General features: G+C 41.4%; 23 protein-coding genes. 14 read left to right on the forward strand and 9 right to left on the reverse strand.

The annotated features are described in order from the left end of the window. Positions 1-29: 29 nt before the first annotated feature. The 4 genes from ACFQ1G_RS14280 (at position 30) to ACFQ1G_RS14295 (ending at position 5,177) form a co-directional block, all read left to right on the forward strand. A complete protein-coding gene (locus ACFQ1G_RS14280; protein WP_380740678.1) occupies positions 30-1,412 on the forward strand; it encodes an O-antigen ligase family protein in 1,383 nt (460 codons plus the stop codon). Beyond that, complete coding sequence (locus ACFQ1G_RS14285) at positions 1,384-2,424, forward strand: glycosyltransferase family 4 protein (protein ID WP_380740680.1); 1,041 nt, start codon at positions 1,384-1,386, stop codon at positions 2,422-2,424. The genes ACFQ1G_RS14280 and ACFQ1G_RS14285 overlap by 29 nt, the downstream gene beginning before the upstream one ends. Then, the gene (locus ACFQ1G_RS14290; protein ID WP_380740682.1) at positions 2,425-3,441 is read left to right on the forward strand and encodes a glycosyltransferase family 4 protein; all 1,017 of its coding nucleotides are present in this window, start codon (positions 2,425-2,427) and stop codon (positions 3,439-3,441) included. Between the two features lie 338 nt (positions 3,442-3,779). Next, complete coding sequence (locus ACFQ1G_RS14295; protein ID WP_380740684.1) at positions 3,780-5,177, forward strand: exopolysaccharide biosynthesis polyprenyl glycosylphosphotransferase; 1,398 nt, start codon at positions 3,780-3,782, stop codon at positions 5,175-5,177. Between the two features lie 62 nt (positions 5,178-5,239). Here ACFQ1G_RS14295 and lnt read toward each other — a convergent pair whose 3' ends face one another. Next, a complete protein-coding gene (gene lnt, locus ACFQ1G_RS14300; RefSeq protein WP_380740686.1) occupies positions 5,240-6,832 on the reverse strand; it encodes an apolipoprotein N-acyltransferase in 1,593 nt (530 codons plus the stop codon). A gap of 135 nt (positions 6,833-6,967) precedes the next feature. Between lnt and ACFQ1G_RS14305 the strand changes: the two genes are divergently transcribed. Beyond that, a complete protein-coding gene (locus ACFQ1G_RS14305) occupies positions 6,968-7,720 on the forward strand; it encodes a CDP-alcohol phosphatidyltransferase family protein (protein ID WP_380740688.1) in 753 nt (250 codons plus the stop codon). A gap of 83 nt (positions 7,721-7,803) precedes the next feature. Here the strand turns inward: ACFQ1G_RS14305 and lptB are convergent, their stop codons facing one another. The 4 genes from lptB to ACFQ1G_RS14325 all read right to left on the reverse strand — a co-directional run bounded on the left by lptB (position 7,804) and on the right by ACFQ1G_RS14325 (position 10,794). Next, the gene (gene lptB, locus ACFQ1G_RS14310) at positions 7,804-8,544 is read right to left on the reverse strand and encodes an LPS export ABC transporter ATP-binding protein (protein WP_380740690.1); all 741 of its coding nucleotides are present in this window, start codon (positions 8,542-8,544) and stop codon (positions 7,804-7,806) included. A gap of 109 nt (positions 8,545-8,653) precedes the next feature. After that, entirely contained in the window at positions 8,654-8,995 is a 342-nt protein-coding gene (locus tag ACFQ1G_RS14315; protein WP_380740691.1) for a carboxymuconolactone decarboxylase family protein, read from the reverse strand. Beyond that, positions 8,992-9,828, reverse strand: a complete 837-nt coding sequence (tatC, locus tag ACFQ1G_RS14320) for a twin-arginine translocase subunit TatC (RefSeq protein ID WP_380740693.1) — start codon at positions 9,826-9,828, stop codon at positions 8,992-8,994. Before tatC ends, ACFQ1G_RS14315 begins: the two co-directional genes overlap by 4 nt. Next, a complete protein-coding gene (locus ACFQ1G_RS14325; RefSeq protein ID WP_380740695.1) occupies positions 9,829-10,794 on the reverse strand; it encodes a KpsF/GutQ family sugar-phosphate isomerase in 966 nt (321 codons plus the stop codon). 83 nt (positions 10,795-10,877) lie between these two features. Here ACFQ1G_RS14325 and ACFQ1G_RS14330 point away from each other — a divergent pair, with 83 nt between their 5' ends. Then, positions 10,878-13,076, forward strand: a complete 2,199-nt coding sequence (locus ACFQ1G_RS14330; RefSeq protein WP_380740697.1) for a RecQ family ATP-dependent DNA helicase — start codon at positions 10,878-10,880, stop codon at positions 13,074-13,076. 221 nt (positions 13,077-13,297) lie between these two features. After that, positions 13,298-14,230 carry a peptidylprolyl isomerase gene (locus ACFQ1G_RS14335; RefSeq protein ID WP_380740699.1) on the forward strand — a complete coding sequence of 311 codons (933 nt, stop codon included), beginning with the start codon at positions 13,298-13,300 and terminating at the stop codon, positions 14,228-14,230. Positions 14,231-14,318: 88 nt separating this feature from the next. Here ACFQ1G_RS14335 and ACFQ1G_RS14340 read toward each other — a convergent pair whose 3' ends face one another. After that, entirely contained in the window at positions 14,319-14,954 is a 636-nt protein-coding gene (locus tag ACFQ1G_RS14340; protein WP_380740700.1) for a peroxiredoxin, read from the reverse strand. A 94-nt stretch (positions 14,955-15,048) separates the two neighbouring features. Next, on the reverse strand, positions 15,049-15,612 hold the full coding sequence (locus tag ACFQ1G_RS14345; RefSeq protein ID WP_380740702.1) for a thioredoxin family protein: 564 nt from the start codon (positions 15,610-15,612) through the stop codon (positions 15,049-15,051). Positions 15,613-15,701: 89 nt separating this feature from the next. Here ACFQ1G_RS14345 and ACFQ1G_RS14350 point away from each other — a divergent pair, with 89 nt between their 5' ends. The 5 genes from ACFQ1G_RS14350 (at position 15,702) to ACFQ1G_RS14370 (ending at position 19,856) form a co-directional block, all read left to right on the forward strand. Further along, the gene (locus tag ACFQ1G_RS14350) at positions 15,702-16,160 is read left to right on the forward strand and encodes an Mpo1 family 2-hydroxy fatty acid dioxygenase (RefSeq protein ID WP_380740704.1); all 459 of its coding nucleotides are present in this window, start codon (positions 15,702-15,704) and stop codon (positions 16,158-16,160) included. Continuing rightward, positions 16,160-16,495: a tRNA-binding protein gene (locus tag ACFQ1G_RS14355; RefSeq protein ID WP_380740706.1), complete on the forward strand. Its 336-nt coding sequence runs from the start codon at positions 16,160-16,162 to the stop codon at positions 16,493-16,495. Before ACFQ1G_RS14350 ends, ACFQ1G_RS14355 begins: the two co-directional genes overlap by 1 nt. A gap of 28 nt (positions 16,496-16,523) precedes the next feature. Beyond that, the gene (locus ACFQ1G_RS14360) at positions 16,524-16,826 is read left to right on the forward strand and encodes a hypothetical protein (RefSeq protein ID WP_380740708.1); all 303 of its coding nucleotides are present in this window, start codon (positions 16,524-16,526) and stop codon (positions 16,824-16,826) included. 49 nt (positions 16,827-16,875) lie between these two features. Beyond that, positions 16,876-19,047, forward strand: a complete 2,172-nt coding sequence (locus tag ACFQ1G_RS14365) for a TonB-dependent receptor (RefSeq protein ID WP_380740710.1) — start codon at positions 16,876-16,878, stop codon at positions 19,045-19,047. A gap of 167 nt (positions 19,048-19,214) precedes the next feature. Continuing rightward, a complete protein-coding gene (locus ACFQ1G_RS14370) occupies positions 19,215-19,856 on the forward strand; it encodes a cation transporter (protein WP_380740712.1) in 642 nt (213 codons plus the stop codon). 80 nt (positions 19,857-19,936) lie between these two features. Here ACFQ1G_RS14370 and ACFQ1G_RS14375 read toward each other — a convergent pair whose 3' ends face one another. Beyond that, positions 19,937-20,320, reverse strand: a complete 384-nt coding sequence (locus tag ACFQ1G_RS14375; RefSeq protein ID WP_380740714.1) for a PUR family DNA/RNA-binding protein — start codon at positions 20,318-20,320, stop codon at positions 19,937-19,939. Positions 20,321-20,394: 74 nt separating this feature from the next. Continuing rightward, entirely contained in the window at positions 20,395-22,152 is a 1,758-nt protein-coding gene (locus ACFQ1G_RS14380; RefSeq protein WP_380740716.1) for an ABC transporter ATP-binding protein, read from the reverse strand. A gap of 132 nt (positions 22,153-22,284) precedes the next feature. Here ACFQ1G_RS14380 and ACFQ1G_RS14385 point away from each other — a divergent pair, with 132 nt between their 5' ends. Then, entirely contained in the window at positions 22,285-23,382 is a 1,098-nt protein-coding gene (locus tag ACFQ1G_RS14385; protein ID WP_380740718.1) for a Glu/Leu/Phe/Val family dehydrogenase, read from the forward strand. A gap of 89 nt (positions 23,383-23,471) precedes the next feature. Continuing rightward, the gene (locus tag ACFQ1G_RS14390; protein WP_380740720.1) at positions 23,472-24,410 is read left to right on the forward strand and encodes a transcription antitermination protein NusB; all 939 of its coding nucleotides are present in this window, start codon (positions 23,472-23,474) and stop codon (positions 24,408-24,410) included. Positions 24,411-24,440: the final 30 nt, after the last annotated feature.

The raw sequence follows: 24,440 nt of genomic DNA on the forward strand, positions 1-24,440 counted from the left end.
CTTTCATTAAAGTTTTAATATTGTAATCTGTGAATGTAGCAAGTATTAATATAAGACGACAACGCGCCCTCCTGGAAAAGTTAGGAAAAATCGAGTACGTCAAAATGTTACTGCTGCATTTTGGTATCGCCTTTGCCATCTACATTTTTGAAGGGCTTTCCTTGCTGTATTTCCTGGGAGTATTTGGGTATTTCCTTTTCATCACTATTCAGAACGAAAACAGGAACAATGAAGCCTTGATGGCCGCGGCCTACATTGCGGGGGCAGAGGTGTATTGGAGGATGACCGGGGCTTTGTTCTTTTATGAAACGGGAAAATATGCTGTGATCCTTTTTTTGTTGATCGGTATCTTTTTTAAAGGAACATCTTCTAAGACTGTGCCTTTTTGGACATATTTATTTATTCTCCTACCCGGGGTAATAGTGGCTTCGGTCACTATAAGCTACGAAGCGGAATTTAGAAAACTCATTGCCTTTAACCTGGCTGGACCTGTATGCCTGGGGATTTCAGCCCTGTATTGTTATTATAAAAAGATCAGGAAAAAAGATTTTCAGAGAGTGCTCTTAATGCTCTTAATGCCGTTGCTCGCTCAGATGATATATCTCTTCCTATATACACCTTCTCTACAGGAAGGCATTATAAGCCTGTCTGGAAATTATGCTGCAACCGGAGGTTATGGGCCTAATCAAATATCTACAGTTTTTGGCCTGGGGGCTTTTCTTTTGGTGACTCGTTTATTCACGGTTAAAAATAAAACTGTGAATTTGATCGATCTTATTTTATTGGGGATGATGGGATATAGAGCTTTGATCACTTTCTCTAGAGGAGGGGTTATTACTGCCTTGATATGCATAGCTGCATTTATTGCCCTGTTTTATTATAAACAAAATTCTGGTGAAAAAACTAAGATAAGGTTCAAGCTGATCATTCTTCTTGCAATTTTTCTTGGTATTTGGAGTTTTTCTTCACTCAAGACATTTGGTTTACTGGAGAACAGATATGAAAATAGGGATGCAGCAGGAAATCTAAAAGAGGATATTACCACAGGTAGGGTCGAATTGGTGGAGACCGAACTGCAGGGTTTTTATGAAAATCCGGTAATAGGGATAGGGGTTGGAAAAGGCCGGGAGTATCGAGAAGAAAATCTAGGAGTAGAGATCAATACCCATAACGAAATTAGTAGGTTATTGGCTGAGCACGGAATTTTAGGGGTGGTAGCCGTTATTATACTTATTATTGTTCCATTAGTTTTCTGGACAAAATTCAAGAATAACTATTATTTTCTCGCTTTTCTGGGCTTTTGGTTTTTGACCATTAATCATTCGGCTATGAGGATTGCCCTGCCTGCATTTGTGTACGGACTCGCTTTATTATATATCGTTGATGACAAAAAGAATTCTCTATATAGGTAATAACCTTACGAACCCCACCTTTACGGCCACCTATATTTCTTTTTTTAGCGAGGCTTTAAAGGAGGAAGGGTATGAAGTAAAGACGGCGTCGGGTAAGGATAATAAGATCCTCAGGTTGACCGATATGCTCAACCTGATATGGCATAACCGCAACCAAACCGACCTGGTTTTGATCGATACCTACGGTGCGCAGAATTTTTATTACGCATATAGCACCGCTAAGTTATGTTATCGATTAGACCTGCCTTATATTCCCATCTTACATGGAGGTAATTTACCGGAACGTCTGAAAGATTCAAAAGACCTGAGTGCTGAACTGTTCGGGAAGGCCTTTGTGAACATCGCGCCCTCTCACTTTTTGCATGATGCTTTTAAAGCCGAAGGGTTCGATAATGTACAGATAATCCCAAATTCCATTGTTCTCAGAAATTACCCTTTTAAAGAAAGACAGCGATTTGATCCGAGATTGCTTTGGGTGCGGCGGTTTCAGGAAAGGTATAATCCATTGATGGCCTTAAAGGTTTATGAAAAACTTTACCAAAAGTATCCCGGGGCTCGATTATGTATGGTAGGTCCCGAAAAGGACGGATCTTTATCCCGCTGTAAGAAATATGCAAAGAAGAATAACCTTCCGGTTTATTTCCCTGGGAAAATGAAGAAGGAGGCCTGGTCATCTCTCTCGGTAGATTATGATTTTTTCATTAATACCACCGATGTTGATAATACGCCAATCAGTGTTATAGAGGCCATGGGGCTTGGACTGCCGGTAGTTTCTACTAATGTTGGCGGCATGCCAAATCTAATTAACGATCCCCATGATGGAGTACTGGTGCCCCAAAATGATGAAACGGCCATGACTCAGGCATTAGAAGAACTTTTAGAGAACCAGGAGAAAACGAATGCTATAGCTCTCGCAGCCAGGCGAAAAGTAGAAGAGTTCGATTGGGAAAAAGTGAAGGAACAATGGAATGAGGTCTTGTCTTCTGTACCTAGCCACACTTCACTGCAGTAAATGAGCAAAAAACAGCTGATATATATAGGAAATAAATTGAAGGAGAGAGGGGGGAATCCTACCTCAATAGATATACTGGCGCCTTTATTTCAAAAGGAAGGTTATAACGTTATCACTGCCTCAGGTTTCAAAAACAAGGCTTTTAGGATCCTTCACATGCTGTCTGTAATTCTTAAGAATTCCCGGTCTGCAAATTGGGTGTTGATAGATACTTACAGTACGAGCAATTTTTGGTATGCCTATTCAGCAGGAAGATTAGCTCATTTTCTTGGGTTAAAATATATTCTTTTGCTACATGGCGGAGAACTTCCGGAGAGACTTCAACGCACTCCCGGGAAAACACATTGGCTTCTTAAGCACGCGTGCGCTAACATAGCGCCTTCTGCTTATCTTAAAGACAAATTCCAGGCTGCAGGTATCTCCGGAATAAAATATATTCCGAATAGCATAAACTTAAAGGATTATCCTTTTAAGGAGCGAACAGGCTTTCAGCCGAAACTGTTATGGGTACGGGCGTTTGCCGGAATCTATGATCCTATGTCGGCAATACAAACTTTGGAACTGCTTTTAGAAAGGTATCAAGATGCTGAACTCTGCATGGTGGGCCCGGAAAAAGACGACTCCTTCAAAAAGTGTCGGGATTATGTTAGCAAAAAAAACTTACCAGTAACATTTAAAGGAATACTCGATAAACGTGAATGGCATAGGCTTTCGGAGAGCTATTGTATTTTTTTAAATACCAGTACCATCGATAATACTCCCGTAAGTGTGATCGAAGCTATGGCTTTAGGTTTACCGGTGGTCTCTACAGCAGTGGGCGGTATTCCTGTACTGATCGAGGATCAAAGAACCGGCCTGTTGGTTCCTGCCAACAATTCTCCTGCCATGGCAAATGCTGTAGAACATTTACTTTCCCATCCTGAAAATGCAAAGCAGATTTCAGTTTCAGCCCGTCAGCAGGTTGAAAAATTTGACTGGAATTCTGTCAAAGATTTATGGGCTCAGGTTTTCTCCTGAATAATTTTCTTTCCTTTTTTTAAATCCATAAGATTTTAACTTTTTTAAGTATTTGATATTTAGTACATTTCTTCAGTATTAAATCTCACCCCTGCACGAACTTTTTATAGAATTCATTTCCTTAATAGGATTTTGAAATATAAAAACTGAGTGAATATTTTAGTGCCCTCCTCATCTTTCACTCTGTAAAGCAATTATTTGACCTAACTTATAATGGGATTCTGTAATGAATTCCACTGGTTAATGTTATGGAAGAAGCAGAACTCTTGACAAAAAACAGGCGGCCGGATCTTTCGGAAGTAAACTCTTCCTTATATTTACCGCGTAAATTTTTCCGAATGTCCCAAAGACGGCGAATTCATTTTGAGATCTCTGAACGCAAAATCTTCCTGAGGATTTTTGATATATTTTGGGTGTTGACCACTCTTTACTTTACAGGACTTTTTTTTCACTTAGATTACTTTACCATCAATGCCGACTTCTGGGTGTGGACCCTGATGCTTACTCTTTATCTTACGCTGTTTTCTTCGGTTTTTGAGCTCTATGATCTGCAAAAGGCAAGCAGGTATGAGACAGTACTTAAAAATGTCTTTTTAGCATCTTCTGTGACCGTTCTAGTGTATCTTTTAACGCCAATTCTTACTCCGGTATTGCCGAATAACAGAATGCAGATCCTGTATTTTTACCTCGCGGTTGTTTTCGCTCTTTTGGTATGGAGGTTCGCATATATCAGGTTCATTTCTTCCCCGCGTTTTTATAAAAGGGTTCTGGTGATTGGTGATGCTTTCGATATGGATAAGATCGCTGATCAGCTTCTACGTGCAGATCCAAATTATTCTGTGGTAAGTTATTTGAATACGGGCTCTGAACAAAACCGTGAGATTAAATCACGAAAAGGTATATCACATTATCATTCTGAAAGTATTACGAACATAATCAGACGGCATAAGATAGATGAGATCTTAATTAATGAACTGGATCCCGAAAATGACAGTGCAGACCTTAGTGAGGAGATCTTTGTATTGCTGAAAAGAGGTTTTCCCGTGCGTGACTTTAACCAGGTCTACGAAGAGAAGACACACAGGATTCCGGTGCAGATGATCAACCGGAACTTTTATGAATTTTTCCGCTTTAGCCGAAGTAATGACAATAAGTTTTACCAGATCTTTCATCGTACAGCAGATATTATTATCTCGGTTATAGGGCTGGTGATCGGTTTTATCCTGGTGCCTTTTATTTTTCTCGGCAATTTGGTTGCCAACAGGGGAAGTCTGTTTTACAAACAGGAACGTGTGGGGCGAAACGGAGAGGTTTTTGAGATTATTAAGTTCAGAACCATGGAACTCAATGCCGAGCCCAACGGCGCTCAATGGACCACAAAAAATGATTCCCGGGTTACCCGCTTCGGAAAGTTTCTTAGAAGGTCCCGACTGGATGAAATTCCACAGTTTTATAACATATTGAAAGGGGAGATGAGCTTTATAGGGCCCCGTCCTGAACGTCCTTTCTTTGTGAAAGAATTATCTGAAGCCATACCATTTTATGATACCCGGCACTTCATTAAACCGGGCCTTACCGGTTGGGCGCAGGTAATGACTGATTATGCCGACAGTCATGCCGACAGCCTTGAAAAACTTCAATACGACTTGTATTATATCAAGTACAGAAATATCTTTATTGATATCACCATCCTTACCAAGACCTTAAGCACCATCATTTTCTTCAGAGGTCAGTAAGATTCAATTAACAATTATCAGGCTGGTAACCATCAACTGACCACTGACAACCGGTTACTGCTTTAACTGATCCGGCTGCGTTTCCATTTTATCATCGCAAAAAGGAAAATGAAGAGGGCTAAAAATTGTGCGATACGGGCAATGTAATCTCCATGGCGGGAGTAAAAAGTGACTTTATCGTTCAAAGTTATTTCTCCTATCAAAGCTCCTTGCTTTTCATAGCCTAATGATTTTGTGATCTCTCCCTTCTCGTTGATAAAAGCCGAGATCCCTGTATTGGCGCTTCTGGCTACCGAGCGTCGGTTTTCAATTGCGCGAAGCCTCGCATAACTCAAATGCTGTTTGTGACCCTGGGTTTTTCCCCACCAGGCATCATTGGTAATGATCGCCAGGAAATCGGCTCCGTTATTTACATAGCCCGTAACGTAATCTCCATAGACCGATTCATAACATATTATTGGTCCGGCCTCTCCCGATTCATCCAGTTCAAAAACACTTCTTTCTGGCTGGGTGGTTTTCATGGCCACCGTTCCTCCAAGATCGATCATGACATCTCCCAGGATAGGGCGCAACACCTCCTGATAAGGGAAATTCTCAACTCCCACCACCAGTTTTGACTTGTGGTAGAAGCTCACGGAATCATTTGCGTTCACCAAAAATGCCGAGTTGTAGTCATTATACCAATCCATTGGTCCGATCTGGTTACTTTGCCCTGTAACTCTTGAAGGATCATTGAATCGCTCATACATGGAAATACCACTCAAAAATGATATTTCCGGATGGTTTCTCACGAATTCTCGGGTGTAGTAACTGGCTTCAGAATTCCTGAACCTGCTCAGCACAGTTCCGTCAGCAAAAACAGTCTCGGGAGCGATCACCACTTTAGTATTAGGAGTGATCTTATTTTCGGCAAGTTTGGTAAGAAGTTCGCCTATGCGGGTGTCTGTGGTATTGTATTTTTCGGTGTAGGGGTTGATATTCGGTTGGAGTACAACGGCTTCGATACTTCTGTCACTTTCTTCATAATTGTTCAGAATGATCAAAGAAATAAGGATCGGAACAAGAATTAATAGCCCGGTTTTTAACGCCCCCCGATATATGATTCCTTTATCCTGATATTTTTCAAAAAGAAGCCACATTTTCAGTAATGAAAAATTAGCAAGCAGGACCCAAAGCGTTCCGCCGAAAGTACCGGTGTATTCATACCACTGTATCCAGGAGGTGAATTCAGAAAACCCATTTCCCAGGTTCAGCCAGGGCCAGGAAAATTCCCAGTTCAAATGCAGATATTCAAAGACCATCCAAATACTTATGAAGAAGGATGCGGAAGCTTTAAAATTCACTTTTTTGGCAACCTGGTGAAAAATGAGGAATACCAATGCCATGAAAAGGGAATTCATGACGATGGCGAAAACACCTCCAAATGGCGTGGAAATATAAAGCCAATAGGTAGTGATCACATTCCAAATGAAAAAGCTTAAATAAGAAAGCCCGAAGATCTTCCATTTATGATGCTTCGCGCCTTGTTCCCTCAGGTGGTTTTCAACATAGAGTAAAGGAACGAATCCGAAGAAAAGAAGAAACGGAAATCCATATGTGGGCCAGCCCAGGGCTAGTATAAATCCGGAAACAAGTGCGTATATAAAGTATTTCATCAGGGAGCTTTGTGCCAAATTTAGCAAACTCTGTTTACATTCCGGGAAGCCTTTTCGGGAATACCGGTTTTTTCAGAATTTAATCTTTGACTAACTCTGCTGCCTTTTTACTATTTTTACCCAAAACCAACCAATATGAACCTTACCAGACATATTCCCAATACTATCACTTTGCTAAACCTTCTCTGCGGAAGTATCGCGACGATCTTCGCGGTGCAAGGCAACCTGGTGATGGCTGCTATTTTTGTAGCTCTGGGGATCTTTTTTGACTTTTTCGACGGACTTGCCGCGAGACTTCTTAATGTGAAATCTGAATTAGGGTTACAGTTAGATTCGCTGGCAGATATGGTTACCAGCGGATTGGTGCCGGGAATTATTATGTTTCAGCTATTCCGAAAGGCTCTCCCTAAATATGAGGCTACAGCAATTGACTGGGAGGCGGGACAAAACTTTTTTGAATGGAATTTTCCGGTTTTGGCTTTGTTAGGTTTGTTAGTGACCTTAGGATCAGGGTACAGATTGGCGAAATTCAATATTGATGAGCGTCAATCAGATTCTTTCATTGGTTTGCCCACTCCAGCGAACGCGTTATTAATAATAAGTTTACCCCTGATACTCATTTATCAGCCTCAACCGGAACTGGTAGCGATTATACTCAATCCGTGGTTTCTAGTAGGGCTGAGTTTATTCAGCTGTTTTATGCTGAATGCTGAGGTGCCATTATTTGCACTGAAGTTCAGTGATTGGTCTCTTGGTAAAAATAAATTGCGTTACGGATTTTTACTTTTCTGCCTGCTGTTATTGATCTTTCTGCAGTTCGCGGCGATCCCTGTAATAATAGTCAGCTATGTAATTCTGTCAATTATCTCTAACAGGACCGGGAAATAAAGTTTGATAAAAGGTATTTCTGAAAGTATTTTCAGAAATAAAAATCAGAAATTACTGAGCTTTTCAGCGTCTTTCAGTAAAAACTATTGGAATAATTTTTTCTTCCGAAGTTCAAAATTCTGACCTAGATATACTTTTCGAACCATTTCATCTTCCGCCAGCTCTTCCGGAATTCCGGCTTTAAGAATGCGACCTTCGAACATTAAGTACGTTCTGTCTGTAATAGCAAGGGTTTCCTGAACGTTGTGGTCAGTAATAAGAATTCCGATGTTCTTGTCTTTCAGCTGAGCGACGATCCTTTGAATATCTTCAACCGCTACAGGGTCAACTCCGGCAAAAGGTTCATCCAGGAGAATGAAGTTTGGATCTGTTGCCAGGGCACGGGCGATCTCGGTTCTACGACGCTCTCCTCCACTTAACAGGTCTCCGCGGCTCTTCCGAATATGCCCAAGACTGAATTCTTCGATCAGGGATTCCATTTTCATCTGGCGTTCCTTTTTTGACAACTTGGTAAGCTCCAGAACGCTCATTATATTGTCCTCAATACTCAGCTTTCTAAAAACAGAAGCTTCCTGTGCCAGGTATCCAATCCCGTGTTGAGCCCTTTTGTACATCGGGAATTTGGTAATGTTTTCCTTATCCAAAAAAATACGGCCGCCATTAGGTTTGATCAATCCTACGATCATATAAAAAGAAGTGGTTTTCCCGGCTCCGTTCGGTCCAAGAAGCCCCACGATCTCGCCCTGATTTACTTCAAGAGAAATGCCTTTAACGACTTCCCGTCCTTTATATGATTTAATAAGATTTTCGGCTCGTAGTTTCATGTTGATATAAGATTTTGGTTTTCGACCAGAGGATAAAGTTACATGAAAGAGAAGAGAATTAAGACTTCAGAAATAACATCTCTCAATTCTCAATTCTCAGATCTCAATACTATTTTTCCAATTCTTCCCAGTATTCGTACGCTCTTCTAAGGTGTGGAATGACAATAGTCCCACCTACCAGGGTGGCGATACTTAGAGCTTCCATAGTTTCTTCTTTAGAAATACCTTCCTTATAACAGGTCTCTAAATGATATTTTACACAGTCATCGCACCTTAACACCGTAGAGGCTACTAAACCAAGTAACTCTTTCGTCTTTATGTCAAGAGCGCCCGCAGAAAATGCATTGGTGTCAAGGTTAAATATACGTTTTATGATCTTATTGTTGTCGCCAAGGATCTTATCGTTCATCTTCTGGCGGTACTCGTTGAATTCTTCTACCTGATTTTTCATCGCTGCTGCTTTCTTAATTTTCTTTCTTCTTTTTTAGTTACAATTTTTGCAATAATAATGCTGATCTCATACAGGACCAGTACCGGTATCGCGACAATGATCTGGCTTAGAATATCCGGCGGGGTAATAATGGCCGAAATTATAAGTACGATCACCAAGGCGAATTTCCTGTATTTTCTTAAAAATTCAGGGGTAACCAATCCTATCTTGGTCAGGAAATAAATGACGATGGGCAGCTCAAATATCAGGCCACATGCGAGGACAGATGATCTCACTAATGAGATATAACTGCCAATATCGAATTCATTCAAAACTTTCTCACTTACCTGGTATTTTCCGAGGAAGTTGATGGAAAGTGGCGTGATCAAATAATAACCAAATAATACCCCTAAAAAGAACAGAAGAGAGGAAATGAAGATAAAACCTCTGGCTGTGTTCCTTTCATTGGTGTACATGGCCGGTGAAATAAACTTCCAGAATTCATATAGTACGTAAGGAAACGCGATTATGAATCCAGCGGTGATAGCAGTCCAGATGTGCGCTGAGAATTGTCCGCCCATGGTTCTGGATTGTATGGTGAATGGCATCTCTTCAAAACAGAAACCGCCTTCCAGACCAACTAACGATGACATTCTGCACAAGATGTCATATGTGAAAAAATCGGCGTTGGTGGGTCCGAATAATAGAACGTCAAATATGAAACTTTTTGCCAGAAAAGCTGCGGTGGCCGCTATGACAACTGCCAAAGTGGCTCTTATCAAATGCCAGCGTAGCTCCTCCAGGTGGTCCAAAAATGACATTTCCCCGGCTGCTTTCTTTACTTTCTTTGCCATCTAGATTATTCCTTCTCTTATTAGGTTGTGTAAATGTACTACCCCGTAGTATTTGTCATTTTTGACAGCCAGCAATTGAGAGATCTTGTTCTCTTCCAGAACATCGAGAGCATCAACTGCCATGGCTTTATGAGAAATGGTTTTTGGATGAAGGCTCATAATATCTTTGGCCTGAAGTCCGGAAATATCGGTGCTTTTATACAACATACGGCGTATGTCACCGTCTGTGACGATCCCTACGATCTCATCGTTTTCGATCACTGCGGCTACTCCCAGCATTTTTTCCGAAATTTCCACGATTACTTGCGGGATAGGGGTGGTGGGAGTTACCGCCGGTTTTTGGTTTTGATCGGCGATGTCACTTACTCTCAAATATAATTTTTTACCTAATGCACCTCCAGGGTGGTATTTTGCGAAGTCCTTACTGGAGAATCCTCTTAACTTCAGTAAACACACTGCCAGGGCATCTCCCATCACTAATTGCGCGGTGGTACTGGTTGTTGGAGCCAGGTTATTGGGACACGCTTCCTTTTCTACAAATGAGTTTAGCGTAAAATCGGCTTGCTGCCCTAAAAAGGAATCAGGGTTGCCGGTTATTGCGATCAAGGTGTTTTTAAAATTCTTGATAAGTGGAACCAATACCTTAATTTCTGGGGTATTTCCGCTCTTAGAGATACATATGACCACATCATCCTGAAGAATGGTTCCAAGGTCCCCGTGAATAGCATCGGCAGCATGCATGAAAACAGAGGGAGTACCGGTGGAATTCAGAGTGGCGACAATTTTTGTGGCAATTACTGCACTTTTGCCAATTCCTGTGATAATAACCCTACCTTTGGATGCGTAGATAGACTCCACGGCCTGAGCAAAATTTTGGTCTAATAATTGCTCTAAATTTGCTATTGCTTTGGCTTCAGTTGAAATGGTTTCTCTGGCAACAGAGAGTATTTTTTCTTGAGGTGTCAAATTTGTAGAATTATGAATTGCACGACTTAAAGAAAAACGTATCTTTAATTGTGCAAATGTATGTAAAATTGTAACACAATTGAATGACTTCGCAGGAAATCAACTTACACGAACAGCTTAAAAAATACTTTGGTTTCAGCCAGTTTAAAGGCCTTCAGGAAGAGGTGATTAAAAGTATTGTCAATGATCACAATACTTTTGTTGTCATGCCTACGGGAGGCGGTAAATCTTTATGTTATCAATTACCGGCTTTGATTAAGGAAGGGACTGCAATTGTGGTTTCTCCTCTTATCGCCCTGATGAAAAACCAGGTAGATGCGATCCGCGGAATTTCTTCGGAAAATGGGATCGCGCACGTGCTGAACTCTTCCCTTAATAAAACGGAAGTGAAACAGGTGAAGGAAGATATTACCAACGGAATTACGAAATTGTTGTACGTCGCCCCCGAATCCCTTACAAAAGAAGAAAACGTTGAGTTCTTACGCAGCGTTAAAATCTCTTTCCTGGCGATTGATGAAGCTCACTGTATCAGTGAATGGGGTCACGACTTCAGGCCCGAATACCGAAATCTTCGCACCATTGTAAAAAGAATTGGAGATAATATTCCAATTATTGGTCTAACGGCTACAGCTACGCCAAAAGTACAGGAAGATATCCTGAAAAACCTGGGTATCACTGATGCTAAAACTTTTAAAGCAAGCTTTAACAGGCCGAACCTTTATTACGAGATACGCCCGAAGACCAAGAATGTCGATGCCGATATTATTCGGTTTATCAAACAAAATCAGGGGAAAACAGGGATCATATACTGCCTTAGCCGTAAACGGGTGGAAGAGCTCGCTCAAACCCTTCAGGTGAACGGAATTTCCGCAGTACCATACCATGCCGGGTTGGATGCTAAAACCAGATCTAAGCATCAGGACATGTTCCTTATGGAAGATGTTGATGTGGTGGTGGCTACCATTGCATTTGGTATGGGTATCGATAAACCCGATGTGCGCTTTGTGATTCACCATGATATTCCAAAGAGTATTGAAAGTTATTACCAGGAAACCGGACGGGCCGGTAGAGATGGCGGGGAAGGACATTGTCTGGCCTTTTATTCTTACAAGGATATTGAAAAGCTTGAAAAGTTCATGAGCGGTAAGCCTGTCGCCGAGCAGGAAATAGGTCATGCCCTTCTTCAGGAAGTGGTAGCTTTTGCTGAAACATCGGTGTCCAGAAGAAAATTCATCCTCCATTATTTTGGGGAAGAATTTGATGAAAAGACCGGGGAAGGTGCAGATATGGACGATAACGTCCGTAACCCTAAGAAAAAACACGAAGCCCAGGATGAGGTCGAATTGTTGTTGAGAACAGTGAAAGAGACCAATCAGCTTTATAAATCCAAAGAGGTGGTCAATACGCTGGTAGGAAAGTCAAATGCTGTTATCAAGTCGCATAAGACTGATGAGCATGAACTTTTTGGAAAGGGTAGTGGAAAGGATTCCAAATACTGGATGGCATTATTACGTCAGGTTCTGGTCGCAGGATATCTTCGGAAGGATATAGAAACCTACGGAGTGGTTAAACTTACCGGGAAAGGTGAAAAGTACCTTTCTAAACCGCAATCCTTTATGATGACCGAAGATCATACTTATGAGGTTGACGGAAATGATGGTATAGTCACAGCTGCAAAAAGCGGAGGCGGAACCGATGAGAAATTGGTGAAAATGCTCAAGGAATTGCGTAAGAAAGTGGCGAAAAAGCTGGGAGTACCTCCATTTGTGGTATTCCAGGATCCTTCCATTGAGGATATGGCTCTTAAATATCCGGTTTCGGTGGATGAATTGAGTAATATTCACGGAGTAGGGGAAGGAAAAGCAAAGAAATACGGAAAGGAATTCGTAGACCTTATTGGAAGATATGTCGAGGATAATGATATTACACGTCCCGATGATCTTGTTGTGAAGACTACAGGAGCCAATAGCGGATTAAAGTTATACATTATCCAGAACGTTGACCGCAAACTGCCTTTAGATGATATTGCTGCCGCAAAAGGCATGGAAATGCCTGAATTTATAAAGGAAATGGAAGCCATCGTTTATAGCGGTACCAAGCTAAATATCAATTACTGGATCGATGAGATCCTGGATGAAGATCAGCAGGAAGAGATACATGAATACTTTATAGATGCTGAAACCGATAAGATCGAAGATGCTCTTGAGGAATTTGACGGTGATTATGATGAAGAAGAGTTGAGATTATACAGGATCAAATTTATAAGCGAGGTAGCGAACTAAAATCTTAATGAATATAGAATAACAGCCGGAACTAGAGTTTCGGCTTTTTTTATGATAAGTTGTATGTTGCCAAATGTCAGGCCAAGCAGAGTCGAGACCTCCACATTACAATTCATTCAATGAATCGAAAATTCCTATTAAACCTATGTTATACATTCAACATAAGGCATTAAACATTTAAAAGCTTTCTTATCTTTGCCTTTTTAACTTAAAAAGCAGTTATGAACGACGGATTATATGCAAAATTCCATACTTCTAAAGGGGAGATTTTGGTTGCACTCGAATTAGAAAAAACACCGGGAACGGTAGGGAACTTTGTTGGATTAGCAGAAGGTAACCTGGAAAATGAGGCTAAACCTCAGGGAACTCCATATTATGACGGATTGATCTTTCACAGGGTTATTCCTGATTTTATGGTACAGGGAGGTGACCCAAAGGGAACCGGAGTTGGTGGTCCCGGATATCAGTTTGAAGATGAGATCCATCCCGACCTAAAACATGACCGCCCGGGAATTCTTTCCATGGCAAATGCCGGACCGGGAACTAACGGGAGCCAGTTCTTTATTACTCACGTGGCTACACCATGGCTAGATGGAAAACATACTGTTTTTGGACATGTGGTGGAAGGACAGGATGTTGTCGATGCTATTAAGCAGGGTGATAAGATCGAGAAGCTGGAGATCGTAAGAGAAGGTGATGCCGCAAAGAACTTTAATGCCGTGGAATCATTTAGACAATTCAATGGAGCTAAAGCCGAAAGAGAGGCTGCGGCAAGAAAGCAACAGGAAGAATTAATGGGAGAGCTATCCCAGGGATTTGAAAAGACTGAAAGCGGACTTCGTTACAAAATGGTTTCAGAAGGCAACGGGAAGAAAGCTGAAAAAGGAAAGACGGTTTCTGTTCATTATAAAGGAATGCTTGCAGACGGAACTGTTTTCGATTCTTCTTATAAGAGAAAGCAACCTATCGATTTTCCTCTTGGAAAAGGGCATGTGATCGAAGGTTGGGATGAAGGAATCCAATTATTGAAAGAAGGGGATAAAGCACGTTTTGTGATCCCTTCTCATTTAGGATACGGGTCAAGAGGTGCCGGCGGGGTGATCCCTCCAAACGCGACCCTTGTTTTTGATGTAGAATTGATGAAGGTTAAATAATACAGGTGATAACCTCTGGAATTTAAAAGGCCTCACAGTTTTCCAAATCCTGTGAGGCCTTTTTTTTGATACTAACAGTTCGCAAACACTAATCCGGTTGTGGGGTTAATCTTAAATAAGGTTTTACCTCTTTGAAACCTTTAGGGAATTTGTTTTCTGCTTCTTTATTTGAAACAGAGGTGCTTATGACCACATCTTCTCCCTGCTGCCAATCAGCCGGGGTGGCCACCTTGTGATGTGCCGTCAATTGTAGAGAGTCGATCACTCTTAGTAATTCTTTGAAGTTTCTACCTGTACTGGCAGGGTAAGTGATCATGAGTTTAATGGTTTTATCGGGCGCGATCACGTAAACAGACCGTACCGTTAGGGTGTCGTCTGCATTGGGATGGATCATATCATATAATTGTGAAACTTTTCGGTCTTCATCAGCAATGATCGGGAAATTCACGGTGGTGTTTTGAGTCTCATTTATGTCTTTGATCCAGTCTTTATGAGATTGTGCTCCATCTACGCTTAAGGCCAGAACTTTTACGTTACGTTTTTCAAATTCATCTTTATATTTTGCAGCCGCTCCTAACTCAGTGGTGCATACGGGTGTGAAATCAGCAGGGTGGGAAAAGAGAATCCCCCAACTGTCTCCCAGGTAATCGTAAAAATTAATTTTCCCTTCTGAAGTTTCCGCGTCAAAGTTTGGTGCTTTGTCTCCTAATCTAAGTACACTCATGGTTTTACGTTTTTAATTATTCAGTTTAAAAATACTGAATAAAAGGGGTAGAGTACTGATCCTGAGTGTTTAAAGTTGTCTTAAAAAAAGGTTTTTAAGGCCGGTATTTCCATTTAATTCCGCAGCCTATACTAGGTTTTTGAGGGCCGGGAAGAGGACGACTGTTTAACACTGCGTCTAAAGCTTCTCGCAGGTCGCGACCGTTTACCGGAATGCCATTCCCGGGGCGTGAGTTGTCCAATTGTCCGTGATAGACCAATTTGAGATCGGCGTCAAAAAGATAAAAATCAGGGGTGCAGGCTGCCTTATAATTCCAGGCTGCCTCCTGGTCCCTGTCATACAAATACGGGAAAGTGAAATTATGCTTCCGGGCAAATTGCCACATTAAGTCAGGATGATCTTCAGGATATTGCTCCACATCATTACTGCTTATGGCGACAAATCCAAATCCCAGAACGCGGTAATCATTTGCCACCCTCACTATCTCATCGGCAACGTGTTTTACAAACGGGCAATGGTTGCAAATGAACATGATCACAGTGCCGCGCTCCCCGCGAACATCTTCGAGCGAATATAAATTTGCGGTTACCGCATCTGCCAGTTCGAAATCGGCCGCCTGGGTACCTAAAGGGAGTTTATTGGATTTTGTTTCAGCCATTAGATTTAGTGCATTTTGATTTCTGAAAATACGAAATTCAAACGGAATTTTTGGAAAAATGCTATCTTGTTCAGATAAAATCTAAAAGCATGAAAACTTTAGACCAGTGGTTTTCTGAATATGCGGTGAGTCACCAGAATGAAACCAATAAGGTGATACATTATATATGTGTGCCTGCCATCTTCTTTTCTATTGTTGGATTACTGATGAGTATTCCACCGGGACCATTGAAAGGGGTTTTCCCTATCTATGTTCCGTTTCTTGAAAATTGGGCTGTAGTGACTTTAATCCTGGTGCTTTTGTTCTATTTCAGGCTGTCTTTAAGCATGGGATTCAAGATCCTTATTTTTGCAGGGCTGTGTATAGCCGGGAATTATTACATCTCTCTAGTCGCGGAGCTCTGGATGGTTTCTTTGATCATTTTCGTGGTCGCCTGGATAGGACAGTTTTACGGACATAAAATAGAAGGTAAAAAACCGTCATTTTTGAAAGACCTGCAATTCCTTTTAATTGGCCCGGCCTGGGTTATCAAAAAGATCTTCGGATAATGGAAATTTCATGGTCAGACTTCGAAAAGGTAGAAATGCGGGTAGGAACGATCGTGGAGGTAAACGATTTTCCCGAAGCCCGAAATCCTGCCTTTCAGCTGAAGATAGATTTTGGACCCGAGATCGGCATTCTCAAATCCTCTGCCCAGATCACCCGTCGCTATTCCAAAGACGATCTTTTAGACCGGCAGGTCATCGCGGTTGTCAACTTTCCGAAGAAACAGATCGCGAACTTCATGAGTGAATGCCTGGTGCTGGGAGCCGTGGGGCAGGATAATGATATTGTATTACTGAATACCGACTTTAAAGTAGAAAATGGCTTAAGAGTGGGCTAATCCCGAAGGCTTTTTTAAATTTGCCGTCATGAAAATAACCGGGATCATTTTCTCTATTTTGATTTTGACACTCAGCGCGATTCCTTGTTGCCTGGATAGCTGTACGGATGAAAAGCCTGTTGAGCAACAGACAGATTCCGAGCGAAACTGTTCCCCATTTTTAAGCTGTGGAAATTGTGTGGGCTTTGTACTACAGGAGAACCTGCCGAAAATAAGTCTGTACATTCAACCCTCAGTCTCAGAAATTGAATTTCCGGAACAACGTTTTTTTTCTGAGTTTTCTGAAACTATTTGGCAACCTCCCAAACCGAATACTAAACGTTTGCTTTAAAAGGAAAGAGTGATATTCTTTTCAAGTTTCATTATTTAATTTTAAAAACATGAATTCTAAATATTTAGTGGTATTTGCCATAATGCTGATGTCAGCCCTTGTAAATGCCCAAAACCGGTTTGAAGCACACATTTTTGATGCTGAGGCCAACAGCCCTTTAGTTGGAGCAAATGCTGCAGTAAAAGGTAGTACAATAGGAGCGACAACCGATCAGGAGGGGAAAATAGTCCTGAATAACGTTCCCGATGGAGCACAAACCATATTGATCAGCTTTGTAGGATATGAGACCCGGGAAATGCAGTTTGAATTTCCTTTGGAAACAGAAGAGCCGCAGGTGATCTATCTTTTTCCGAAAGGAGAGGAGATGGAAGAGGTGATCATCTCGGCCACCCGTTCCCGAAGGACCATTGCCGATCTGCCTACGCGGGTGGAAGTGATCTCGGGGGAAGAACTGGGTGAAAAAGGAAATATGAAGCCCGGCGATATAAGGATGTTACTGAACGAAACTACCGGGATCAGGACGCAGCAAACTTCTGCTACTTCTTATAATTCCAGTATCAGGATACAGGGACTGGATGGTAAATATACCCAGCTTTTGAAAGATGGATATCCTTTATATTCCGGATTTTCAGGTGGATTGAGCCTGTTGCAGATCGTGCCGCTTGACCTGCAGCAGGTTGAGGTGATCAAAGGAGCGTCCTCAACTTTATATGGGGGTGGTGCTATCGCCGGTCTTGTAAACCTGGTTTCCAAAAAACCTACAGAAGCAGGGGAGCTTAACTTTTTGCTTAATGGGACCTCTGCTCTTGGCCTGGACGTGAGCTCATTTTATTCTAATAAATGGGACAAAATAGGAACAACCGTCTTTGCCTCCTATAACTACGGAAATCCTTATGACCCTGCAGATATTGGTTTGACAGCCATACCCGAATTCAATCGTTATACAGTCAACCCGAGGCTGTTCTATTACATCAATGACCGCACAACATTGGAAGTGGGTGTGAATACCGTTATTGAAGAAAGAACAGGCGGGAATATTGATTTTATTAAAGGCGAGGAGGTACAGGATCCCTATTTTGAGCGTAATAATACCGAGCGAATCACCACCCGTGCAGGATTCGATCAATATTACCTGGATGGCTCTTATTTAAGTGTGAAGAACAGTTTTAGCTTTTTTGAAAGGAAGATAGAGATCCCTGATTTTGTTTTTTCCGGTGATCAGTTCGCGTCATTCAATGAGGTGGCTTATAATTTCGGAAGTACAGAAATGGAATGGATCGCAGGGCTTAACCTGAATGTTGACAGCTTTGAGGAAGATCCCAATCCGCAAGCTCAGGTCGTGGATTACAATCATATCACGTACGGAGCTTTCCTTCAGAATAACTGGAGCGTATCTCAAACTTTTAGTTTGGAAACAGGTTTGCGGGCAGATTATCAAAATGAATACGGGTTCTTCGTGTTGCCGCGACTTTCTGCTATGTTCAATTTTTCTGAAAATGTTACCGCCAGGGTAGGAGGGGGACTTGGCTATAAAACTCCGACCATTTTCACTGAGGATGCTGAAAGAATACAATTCCGGTATGTTTTACCCATTGATGTTTCTCAAACCGAAGCCGAGAGGTCTATAGGGCTTAATCTGGATGTAAACTATAGGACTGAACTTTTCAAAACAATTGATTTCAGTCTGAATACCTTATTATTTTACACCAAGGTTAATGATCCTTTGATCCTGAGTAATGCGGGAGGGGAGTTTTACGAGTACACTCAGCCGGCAGGATATATTGATACCAAAGGCCTGGAGGCCAACATGAGGTTTAAATATGGCAATTTTAAACTGTTCACCGGTTATACGCTGGCTGATGTAAACAGGCACTACGGCGGAGAGACAACTGAGATGCCTTTGGTTGCGCAGCATCGACTCAACAATGTGCTGGTCTATGAAATTGAGGAAAGTTTAGTAATTGGTCTGGAAGGATATTATTATGGACCCCAGGATCTCAATGACGGTACTACCGGACAGGATTATTGGATATTTGGATTAATGACCGAAAAGAAATGGGAGGATTTTTCGATCTTCCTGAATTTCGAAAATTTCACTGATACCAGACAGACCGGTTTTGATACCATCTATACCGGTTCGATCTCTGATCCCCAGTTTAGAGATATCTATGCGCCGGTGGACGGATTTGTGATAAACGGTGGAGTTAAGATAAGGATATAAACAAATATTTCGAATTGTCTCCGGCTTTAGCCGTGGGGAATAAGAAGATAGATAAAAAGGGCTTTAGCCCAAAACCCGGAAAAGGTGTCAAAAATCCCCATTTTTGACACCTTTTCTTTTTGATCATTTCCCAAAAATTCTAATTGAGAAGTCTTAATTTTAGGCCTATGGATGATAAATTTCAAAAACGGCTGAATTATGCTTTTATATTGAGCATGATCACGATAGGATATAATACAGTTGAAGGTGCTGTCTCCACTTTTTTCGGGGCCAGTGATGAAACCCTTGCTCTCTTTGGATTTGGTCTGGACAGTTTTGTAGAGGTGTTGTCTGGGGTGGGAATCGCCCATATGATCTACAGGATGAAAAGACGTCCCGTGATAGAACGTGATAGTTTTGAAGTTACGGCACTCAAAATAACCGGAACGGCTTTGTACACCCTTGCCGCCGGACTGGTTGTTGGGGCGGTTCTTGCAGTGATCAATAGATCTGAACCCGAAACCACCCTGGCGGGAATCATTATCGCCGTTTTGTCGATCCTTACCATGTACTTTCTGTACAGGGAAAAGATCAAGGTTGGAAAAAAACTAAATAGTCAGCCTATCATTTCTGACGCGAAATGTACCAAAACCTGCTTTTACCTATCTTTTATTCTCCTGACTTCAAGCCTGCTTTACGAACTTTGGGGGATCCCATATGTGGATGCTTTGGGAAGTATAGGTATAGCCTGGTATGCCTGGAAAGAAGGGAAGGAAGCCTGGGAAAATGCCAGAACAAAGAGCCTTAGCTGCAGCAGTGATTGTTGTTAATGATCAGGTTGGGAAACCTAATAGTAGAAAACAAAAAACCCGTCCATTTGGGCGGGTTTTTATATTTAGAGTATATCTAATTAAATGTCATCAAAGCTAATGTCTGTAAAAGCAGCGGCAGATGGAGTGGCAGCTGATTCAACCGTGTCCTCCTCTTCATTTTCTTTCTTGAAATTCTTTTGGTGACGCTCACTGATCACTTCTTCACCTTTTTCATCAAGAATATAATCAGTCATCTCCTTAAGTATCTCATTAAAACCGGCAAAATCTTCTTTGTAAAGGTAGATCTTATGTTTCTTGTAGTGGAACGAACCGTCTTCGTTCGTGAATTTTTTACTTTCAGTGATAGTCAGGTAGTAATCATTTGCTTTAGTCGCCCTAACATCAAAGAAGTAGGTGCGTCTCCCAGCTCTTAAGACTTTGGAAAAAATCTCTTCTTTTTCAATCGTTCCATTGTCGCTCATAATCAATTGTCTTTTACGGTTTGTAAATCATATCTCCAAAATTCTAAAAAAAATTAACATTCCGCAACAAATTTTTACATTTCTTTTTCACTTAGTTGTTTTAAATAAAGTTCTTTGTAGTAGCCGTCCTGGCCCAGTAATTCCTGGTGCGTTCCACGTTGAACTATTTCTCCACCTTCTAGAATAATGATTTTATCAGCATTTTTAACTGACGAGATCCGGTGACTTACGATGATTGTGGTCTTATCCTTGGAAATTTTGAACAAATTATTGAGGATTTCCTCTTCTGTTTCGGTGTCTACTGCGGAAAGAGAATCGTCAAAAAGGAGGACCTTAGGATCATGAATAATTGCCCTTGCGATAGAAACTCGTTGTTTTTGTCCGCCTGAAAGCGTGATCCCTCTTTCCCCTAAAATTGTATCATAACCTTTACTGAAGCCCACGATATTTTTGTGGACGGCAGCCACTTTCGCGGCTTCCATGATCTCCTTGTCGCTGGCTTCCGCTTTTCCGAAGCGAATATTATTTTTAATGGAATCGCTAAAGAGGAAGGCGTCTTGAGGCACATATCCAATCCCGTCTCTTAGCTCGTTGAGGTTCATCTTCCTAATGTCCTTTCCGTCGATCGCGATCACACCCTCATCCACATCATAAAGACGCCCGATCAATTCCAGGATGGTTGATTTCCCAGATCCGGTTTTTCCGATAATAGCAAGAGTTTCACCGCTTTCTACTTCAAAAGAGACATTTTTAAGGGCTGTGATATTTGTGTCTTCATAGGTAAAAGAAACATTTTTAAAGGTGATGGACCCCTCGACGTTTTCCGGTTCTAAGGAAGGATTTTGGATGCTAGGCACTTCCTTTAAAAATTCGTTGATCCTTTTCTGTGAAGCTTCAGCCTGTTGGACAATGGAGGTTACCCATCCCACAGTCGCAACAGGCCAGGTCAGCATATTTACATACAGCAAAAATTCCACGATTATCCCGAGGTTGTCAATTTCTCCCATGATGAACTTACGGCCACCCACGAAGATCACAAGAATATTGCTCGCTCCTATCAGGAGGACCATAAGCGGAAAAAAGAAAGCCTGTACCTTTACAAGGTCGATGTTCTTCGCTTTGTTATCGTTGGAAAGTTCGGTAAAGGAAGTATTCATTTGTGGTTCCAGTCCGTACGATTTAATGACTGATATTCCGCTGAAACTTTCCTGGGTAAACGTGTTCAATTTTGACAGGTACTGTTGTACGATGGTACTTCTTTTATTAATCGCCACACTTAATTTATAGATGGCGAACGATAGTATTGGCAGCGGTGCAATAGTGTACATGGTAAGTTCCGGAGCCTGGGAGAACATATAAGGAATTACCACTATGAAAAGAACTCCTGTTTGAACGCTATACATGATGGCCGGCCCCAGGTACATTCTCACTTTTGAAACATCTTCGCTGATCCTGTTCATGAGGTCCCCGGTACGGTTCTGTTTGTAAAAGTTTAGTGACAGGTCCTCATATTTCCGGAAGATCTCATTTTTGAGGTCGTACTCAATATGACGGGAAACCACGATGAAGGTTTGGCGCATTAAAAAGGTGAAGAATGCGGCAATCAGTGTGGCTCCTAAAATGAGCAAAATATTAGTCATCAATTCTGAGCGAACGGCAGCTTCAGAAACTATTTCCCCGTTTACGTATTTTTCTATGGCGTTGGTGGACTCTCCTATAAATCTCGGAGTAAGGATGGCAAACACCCTTGCAGCGATAGTTATAAAAAGGCCTACGATCAAATGCCATTTATATTTGAGAAAATATTTATTTACGTGTTTTAATTCTTTCATAGCTGTTAAAAACTGCAATTATTCGCAATTCCTTATTTATCAAAGGAAAAAGGATGGTCAAATTGAAATATTCCTTATTTTTGCCTTGAATTTTTTCGATTAAACGAAATTCCAACTTTTATTTAAAAACTTATGACAGTGGACGTTCTAAAGGCAAATGAACTTAAAAAAGCCGCTCCGGTCTTTGGGCAGCTTTCTTTCGATGACCATGAGCAAGTGGTTTTTTGCAACGACAAAGATACAGGATTAAAGGCAATTATTGGAATTCACAATACAGTTTTAGGACCTGCTCTGGGAGGAACCAGAATGTGGAACTACAGCAGTGAATGGGATGCCGTAAATGATGTTTTGAGGCTGTCCCGCGGGATGACCTTTAAAAGTGCCATTACAGGATTAAATCTTGGTGGAGGTAAAGCTGTGATCATTGGGGATGCTAAAACCCAAAAGACTCCAGAGCTTATGCGCAGATTCGGTGAATTCGTTCATTCTTTAAGCGGAAAATATATCACTGCCGAAGATGTGGGAATGGAAACTGCAGATATGGATACCGTAAGAGAGGTGACTCCTTATGTTACGGGTATTTCTGAAGATAAAGGAGGAGCAGGAAATCCTTCCCCTATTACTGCCTACGGGGTGTATATGGGAATGAAGGCGGCTGCTAAATTCAAATTCGGAACAGATAACCTTGAAGGAAAATCTGTTTTGGTGCAGGGAATTGGTCACGTTGGAGAATCTCTGGTAGAACACCTTTCCAAAGAAGGAGCAAAAGTTCTTATCAGTGATATCAACCAGGCCCGACTGGAAGAAGTTAGTAAATTATATAATGCGCAGATCTTTACAGATGCCGATGTGTATTCTGCAGATGTGGATATTTACGCGCCATGTGCTCTTGGAGCCACGATCAACGATGAAACAATCGATCGTTTCAAAGCTTCTATTATCGCCGGTGCAGCGAACAACCAGCTGGCAGATGACCGTAAGCACGGGATCGTACTTAGAGAAAAAGGAATTTTATATGCTCCAGATTTTCTTATCAATGCCGGAGGTATCATCAATGTTTATGCTGAACTCGAAGGTTACGGGAAGAAGGAGATCATGGAGAAGACACAGAATATCTACAATACTACTCTTGAGATCCTCACAAGCGCAGATGTCAATGACATCTCAACGCATGAGGCTGCGTTGAAAATAGCGCAACAGCGAATTGCCGATAGAAAAAAGCAGCAATAAGCTAAGCGGTTTTTCAATTTAATAGTATTTTTGCGGGGCGAAAGGATTTCCTTTCGCCCCCTATAATTTTTAAAAGTTCTTTTACAGCTATGTTAACCAGAAGACATATCAGAGTTAAAGTAATGCAGTCATTGTATGCGTACTCTCAAAGTGAAAATGATAATATCAATTCAGAAGAAAAATTCCTTCTGAAAAGTATGGAGGAGATGTACGATCTGTATCTTTTGCTACTGAATCTTTTTGTAGAGATCAAGGATCATGCAGCAGACTTTATGGAGAAATCTCAACAGAAACATCTACCTTCTGAGGAAGACAGAGATCCCAACAAAAAATTCGTGAACAATGAATTGATCAGTTTGCTGGAAGCGAATACCGGCCTTCAAAACGGGATCGAGAACAGAAAGTTGAATCATTGGAAGCATGATGACGAATATGTTGGTATCCTTTGGAATGAGATCAAGAACAGCGAGATCTATGAGGAGTATATGGTCTCCAGAACCGGTACCTTTAAAGAGGACAAGGATTTTTTGATCAAGGTCTTTAAAGAGATCATTGCACCTAACGAAAAATTATACGATTACCTGGAGGATAAGAAGATCACCTGGATAGATGACCTTCCGCTTGTAAATACTGCCATTGTAAAAATGCTTCAGAAATTACAGTCAGGAAAAGAGCATGCTCTTACCCGTCTTGTTAAAAGTACAGACGACAAGGATTTTGCAGTGCAGCTTTTCAGAAAGACCTTATTGAATGATGAGAGCCTGGCTCAGGAGATGGAGGGTAAAACTCCTAACTGGGATAAGGAACGCATCGCCGACCTGGATACTATTCTTATAAAGATGGCAATTTGTGAATTTTTAAAGTTCCCATCGATCCCTGTGAAGGTGACTATTAACGAATATTTAGAAATTGCCAAGGAATACAGTACTCCTAAAAGTAGTATTTTTATAAACGGGATCCTTGATAAACTCTCAAAAGAGTACCAGGAAGAGGGCAAGCTCAATAAAATGGGGCGTGGCCTTATGTAGTCCCCTTAAATTTATTAATTTTATCACTTT

The sequence above is a fragment of the Salinimicrobium gaetbulicola genome (genome assembly GCF_042676025.1).
In the GTDB taxonomy this organism is placed as follows: domain Bacteria; phylum Bacteroidota; class Bacteroidia; order Flavobacteriales; family Flavobacteriaceae; genus Salinimicrobium; species Salinimicrobium gaetbulicola.

What these genes read in the sequence shown, in the direction of transcription:
- ACFQ1G_RS14285 (WP_380740680.1), top strand. Translation starts at nt 1,384, where the DNA reads ATGACAAAAAGAATTCTCTATATAGGTAATAACCTTACGAACCCCACC.
- ACFQ1G_RS14290 (WP_380740682.1), top strand. Translation starts at nt 2,425, where the DNA reads ATGAGCAAAAAACAGCTGATATATATAGGAAATAAATTGAAGGAGAGA.
- ACFQ1G_RS14295 (WP_380740684.1), top strand. Translation starts at nt 3,780, where the DNA reads ATGTCCCAAAGACGGCGAATTCATTTTGAGATCTCTGAACGCAAAATC.
- lnt (WP_380740686.1), bottom strand. Translation starts at nt 6,832, where the DNA reads ATGAAATACTTTATATACGCACTTGTTTCCGGATTTATACTAGCCCTG.
- ACFQ1G_RS14305 (WP_380740688.1), top strand. Translation starts at nt 6,968, where the DNA reads ATGAACCTTACCAGACATATTCCCAATACTATCACTTTGCTAAACCTT.
- lptB (WP_380740690.1), bottom strand. Translation starts at nt 8,544, where the DNA reads ATGAAACTACGAGCCGAAAATCTTATTAAATCATATAAAGGACGGGAA.
- ACFQ1G_RS14315 (WP_380740691.1), bottom strand. Translation starts at nt 8,995, where the DNA reads ATGAAAAATCAGGTAGAAGAATTCAACGAGTACCGCCAGAAGATGAAC.
- tatC (WP_380740693.1), bottom strand. Translation starts at nt 9,828, where the DNA reads ATGGCAAAGAAAGTAAAGAAAGCAGCCGGGGAAATGTCATTTTTGGAC.
- ACFQ1G_RS14330 (WP_380740697.1), top strand. Translation starts at nt 10,878, where the DNA reads ATGACTTCGCAGGAAATCAACTTACACGAACAGCTTAAAAAATACTTT.
- ACFQ1G_RS14335 (WP_380740699.1), top strand. Translation starts at nt 13,298, where the DNA reads ATGAACGACGGATTATATGCAAAATTCCATACTTCTAAAGGGGAGATT.
- ACFQ1G_RS14340 (WP_380740700.1), bottom strand. Translation starts at nt 14,954, where the DNA reads ATGAGTGTACTTAGATTAGGAGACAAAGCACCAAACTTTGACGCGGAA.
- ACFQ1G_RS14345 (WP_380740702.1), bottom strand. Translation starts at nt 15,612, where the DNA reads ATGGCTGAAACAAAATCCAATAAACTCCCTTTAGGTACCCAGGCGGCC.
- ACFQ1G_RS14350 (WP_380740704.1), top strand. Translation starts at nt 15,702, where the DNA reads ATGAAAACTTTAGACCAGTGGTTTTCTGAATATGCGGTGAGTCACCAG.
- ACFQ1G_RS14355 (WP_380740706.1), top strand. Translation starts at nt 16,160, where the DNA reads ATGGAAATTTCATGGTCAGACTTCGAAAAGGTAGAAATGCGGGTAGGA.
- ACFQ1G_RS14360 (WP_380740708.1), top strand. Translation starts at nt 16,524, where the DNA reads ATGAAAATAACCGGGATCATTTTCTCTATTTTGATTTTGACACTCAGC.
- ACFQ1G_RS14365 (WP_380740710.1), top strand. Translation starts at nt 16,876, where the DNA reads ATGAATTCTAAATATTTAGTGGTATTTGCCATAATGCTGATGTCAGCC.
- ACFQ1G_RS14370 (WP_380740712.1), top strand. Translation starts at nt 19,215, where the DNA reads ATGGATGATAAATTTCAAAAACGGCTGAATTATGCTTTTATATTGAGC.
- ACFQ1G_RS14375 (WP_380740714.1), bottom strand. Translation starts at nt 20,320, where the DNA reads ATGAGCGACAATGGAACGATTGAAAAAGAAGAGATTTTTTCCAAAGTC.
- ACFQ1G_RS14380 (WP_380740716.1), bottom strand. Translation starts at nt 22,152, where the DNA reads ATGAAAGAATTAAAACACGTAAATAAATATTTTCTCAAATATAAATGG.
- ACFQ1G_RS14385 (WP_380740718.1), top strand. Translation starts at nt 22,285, where the DNA reads ATGACAGTGGACGTTCTAAAGGCAAATGAACTTAAAAAAGCCGCTCCG.
- ACFQ1G_RS14390 (WP_380740720.1), top strand. Translation starts at nt 23,472, where the DNA reads ATGTTAACCAGAAGACATATCAGAGTTAAAGTAATGCAGTCATTGTAT.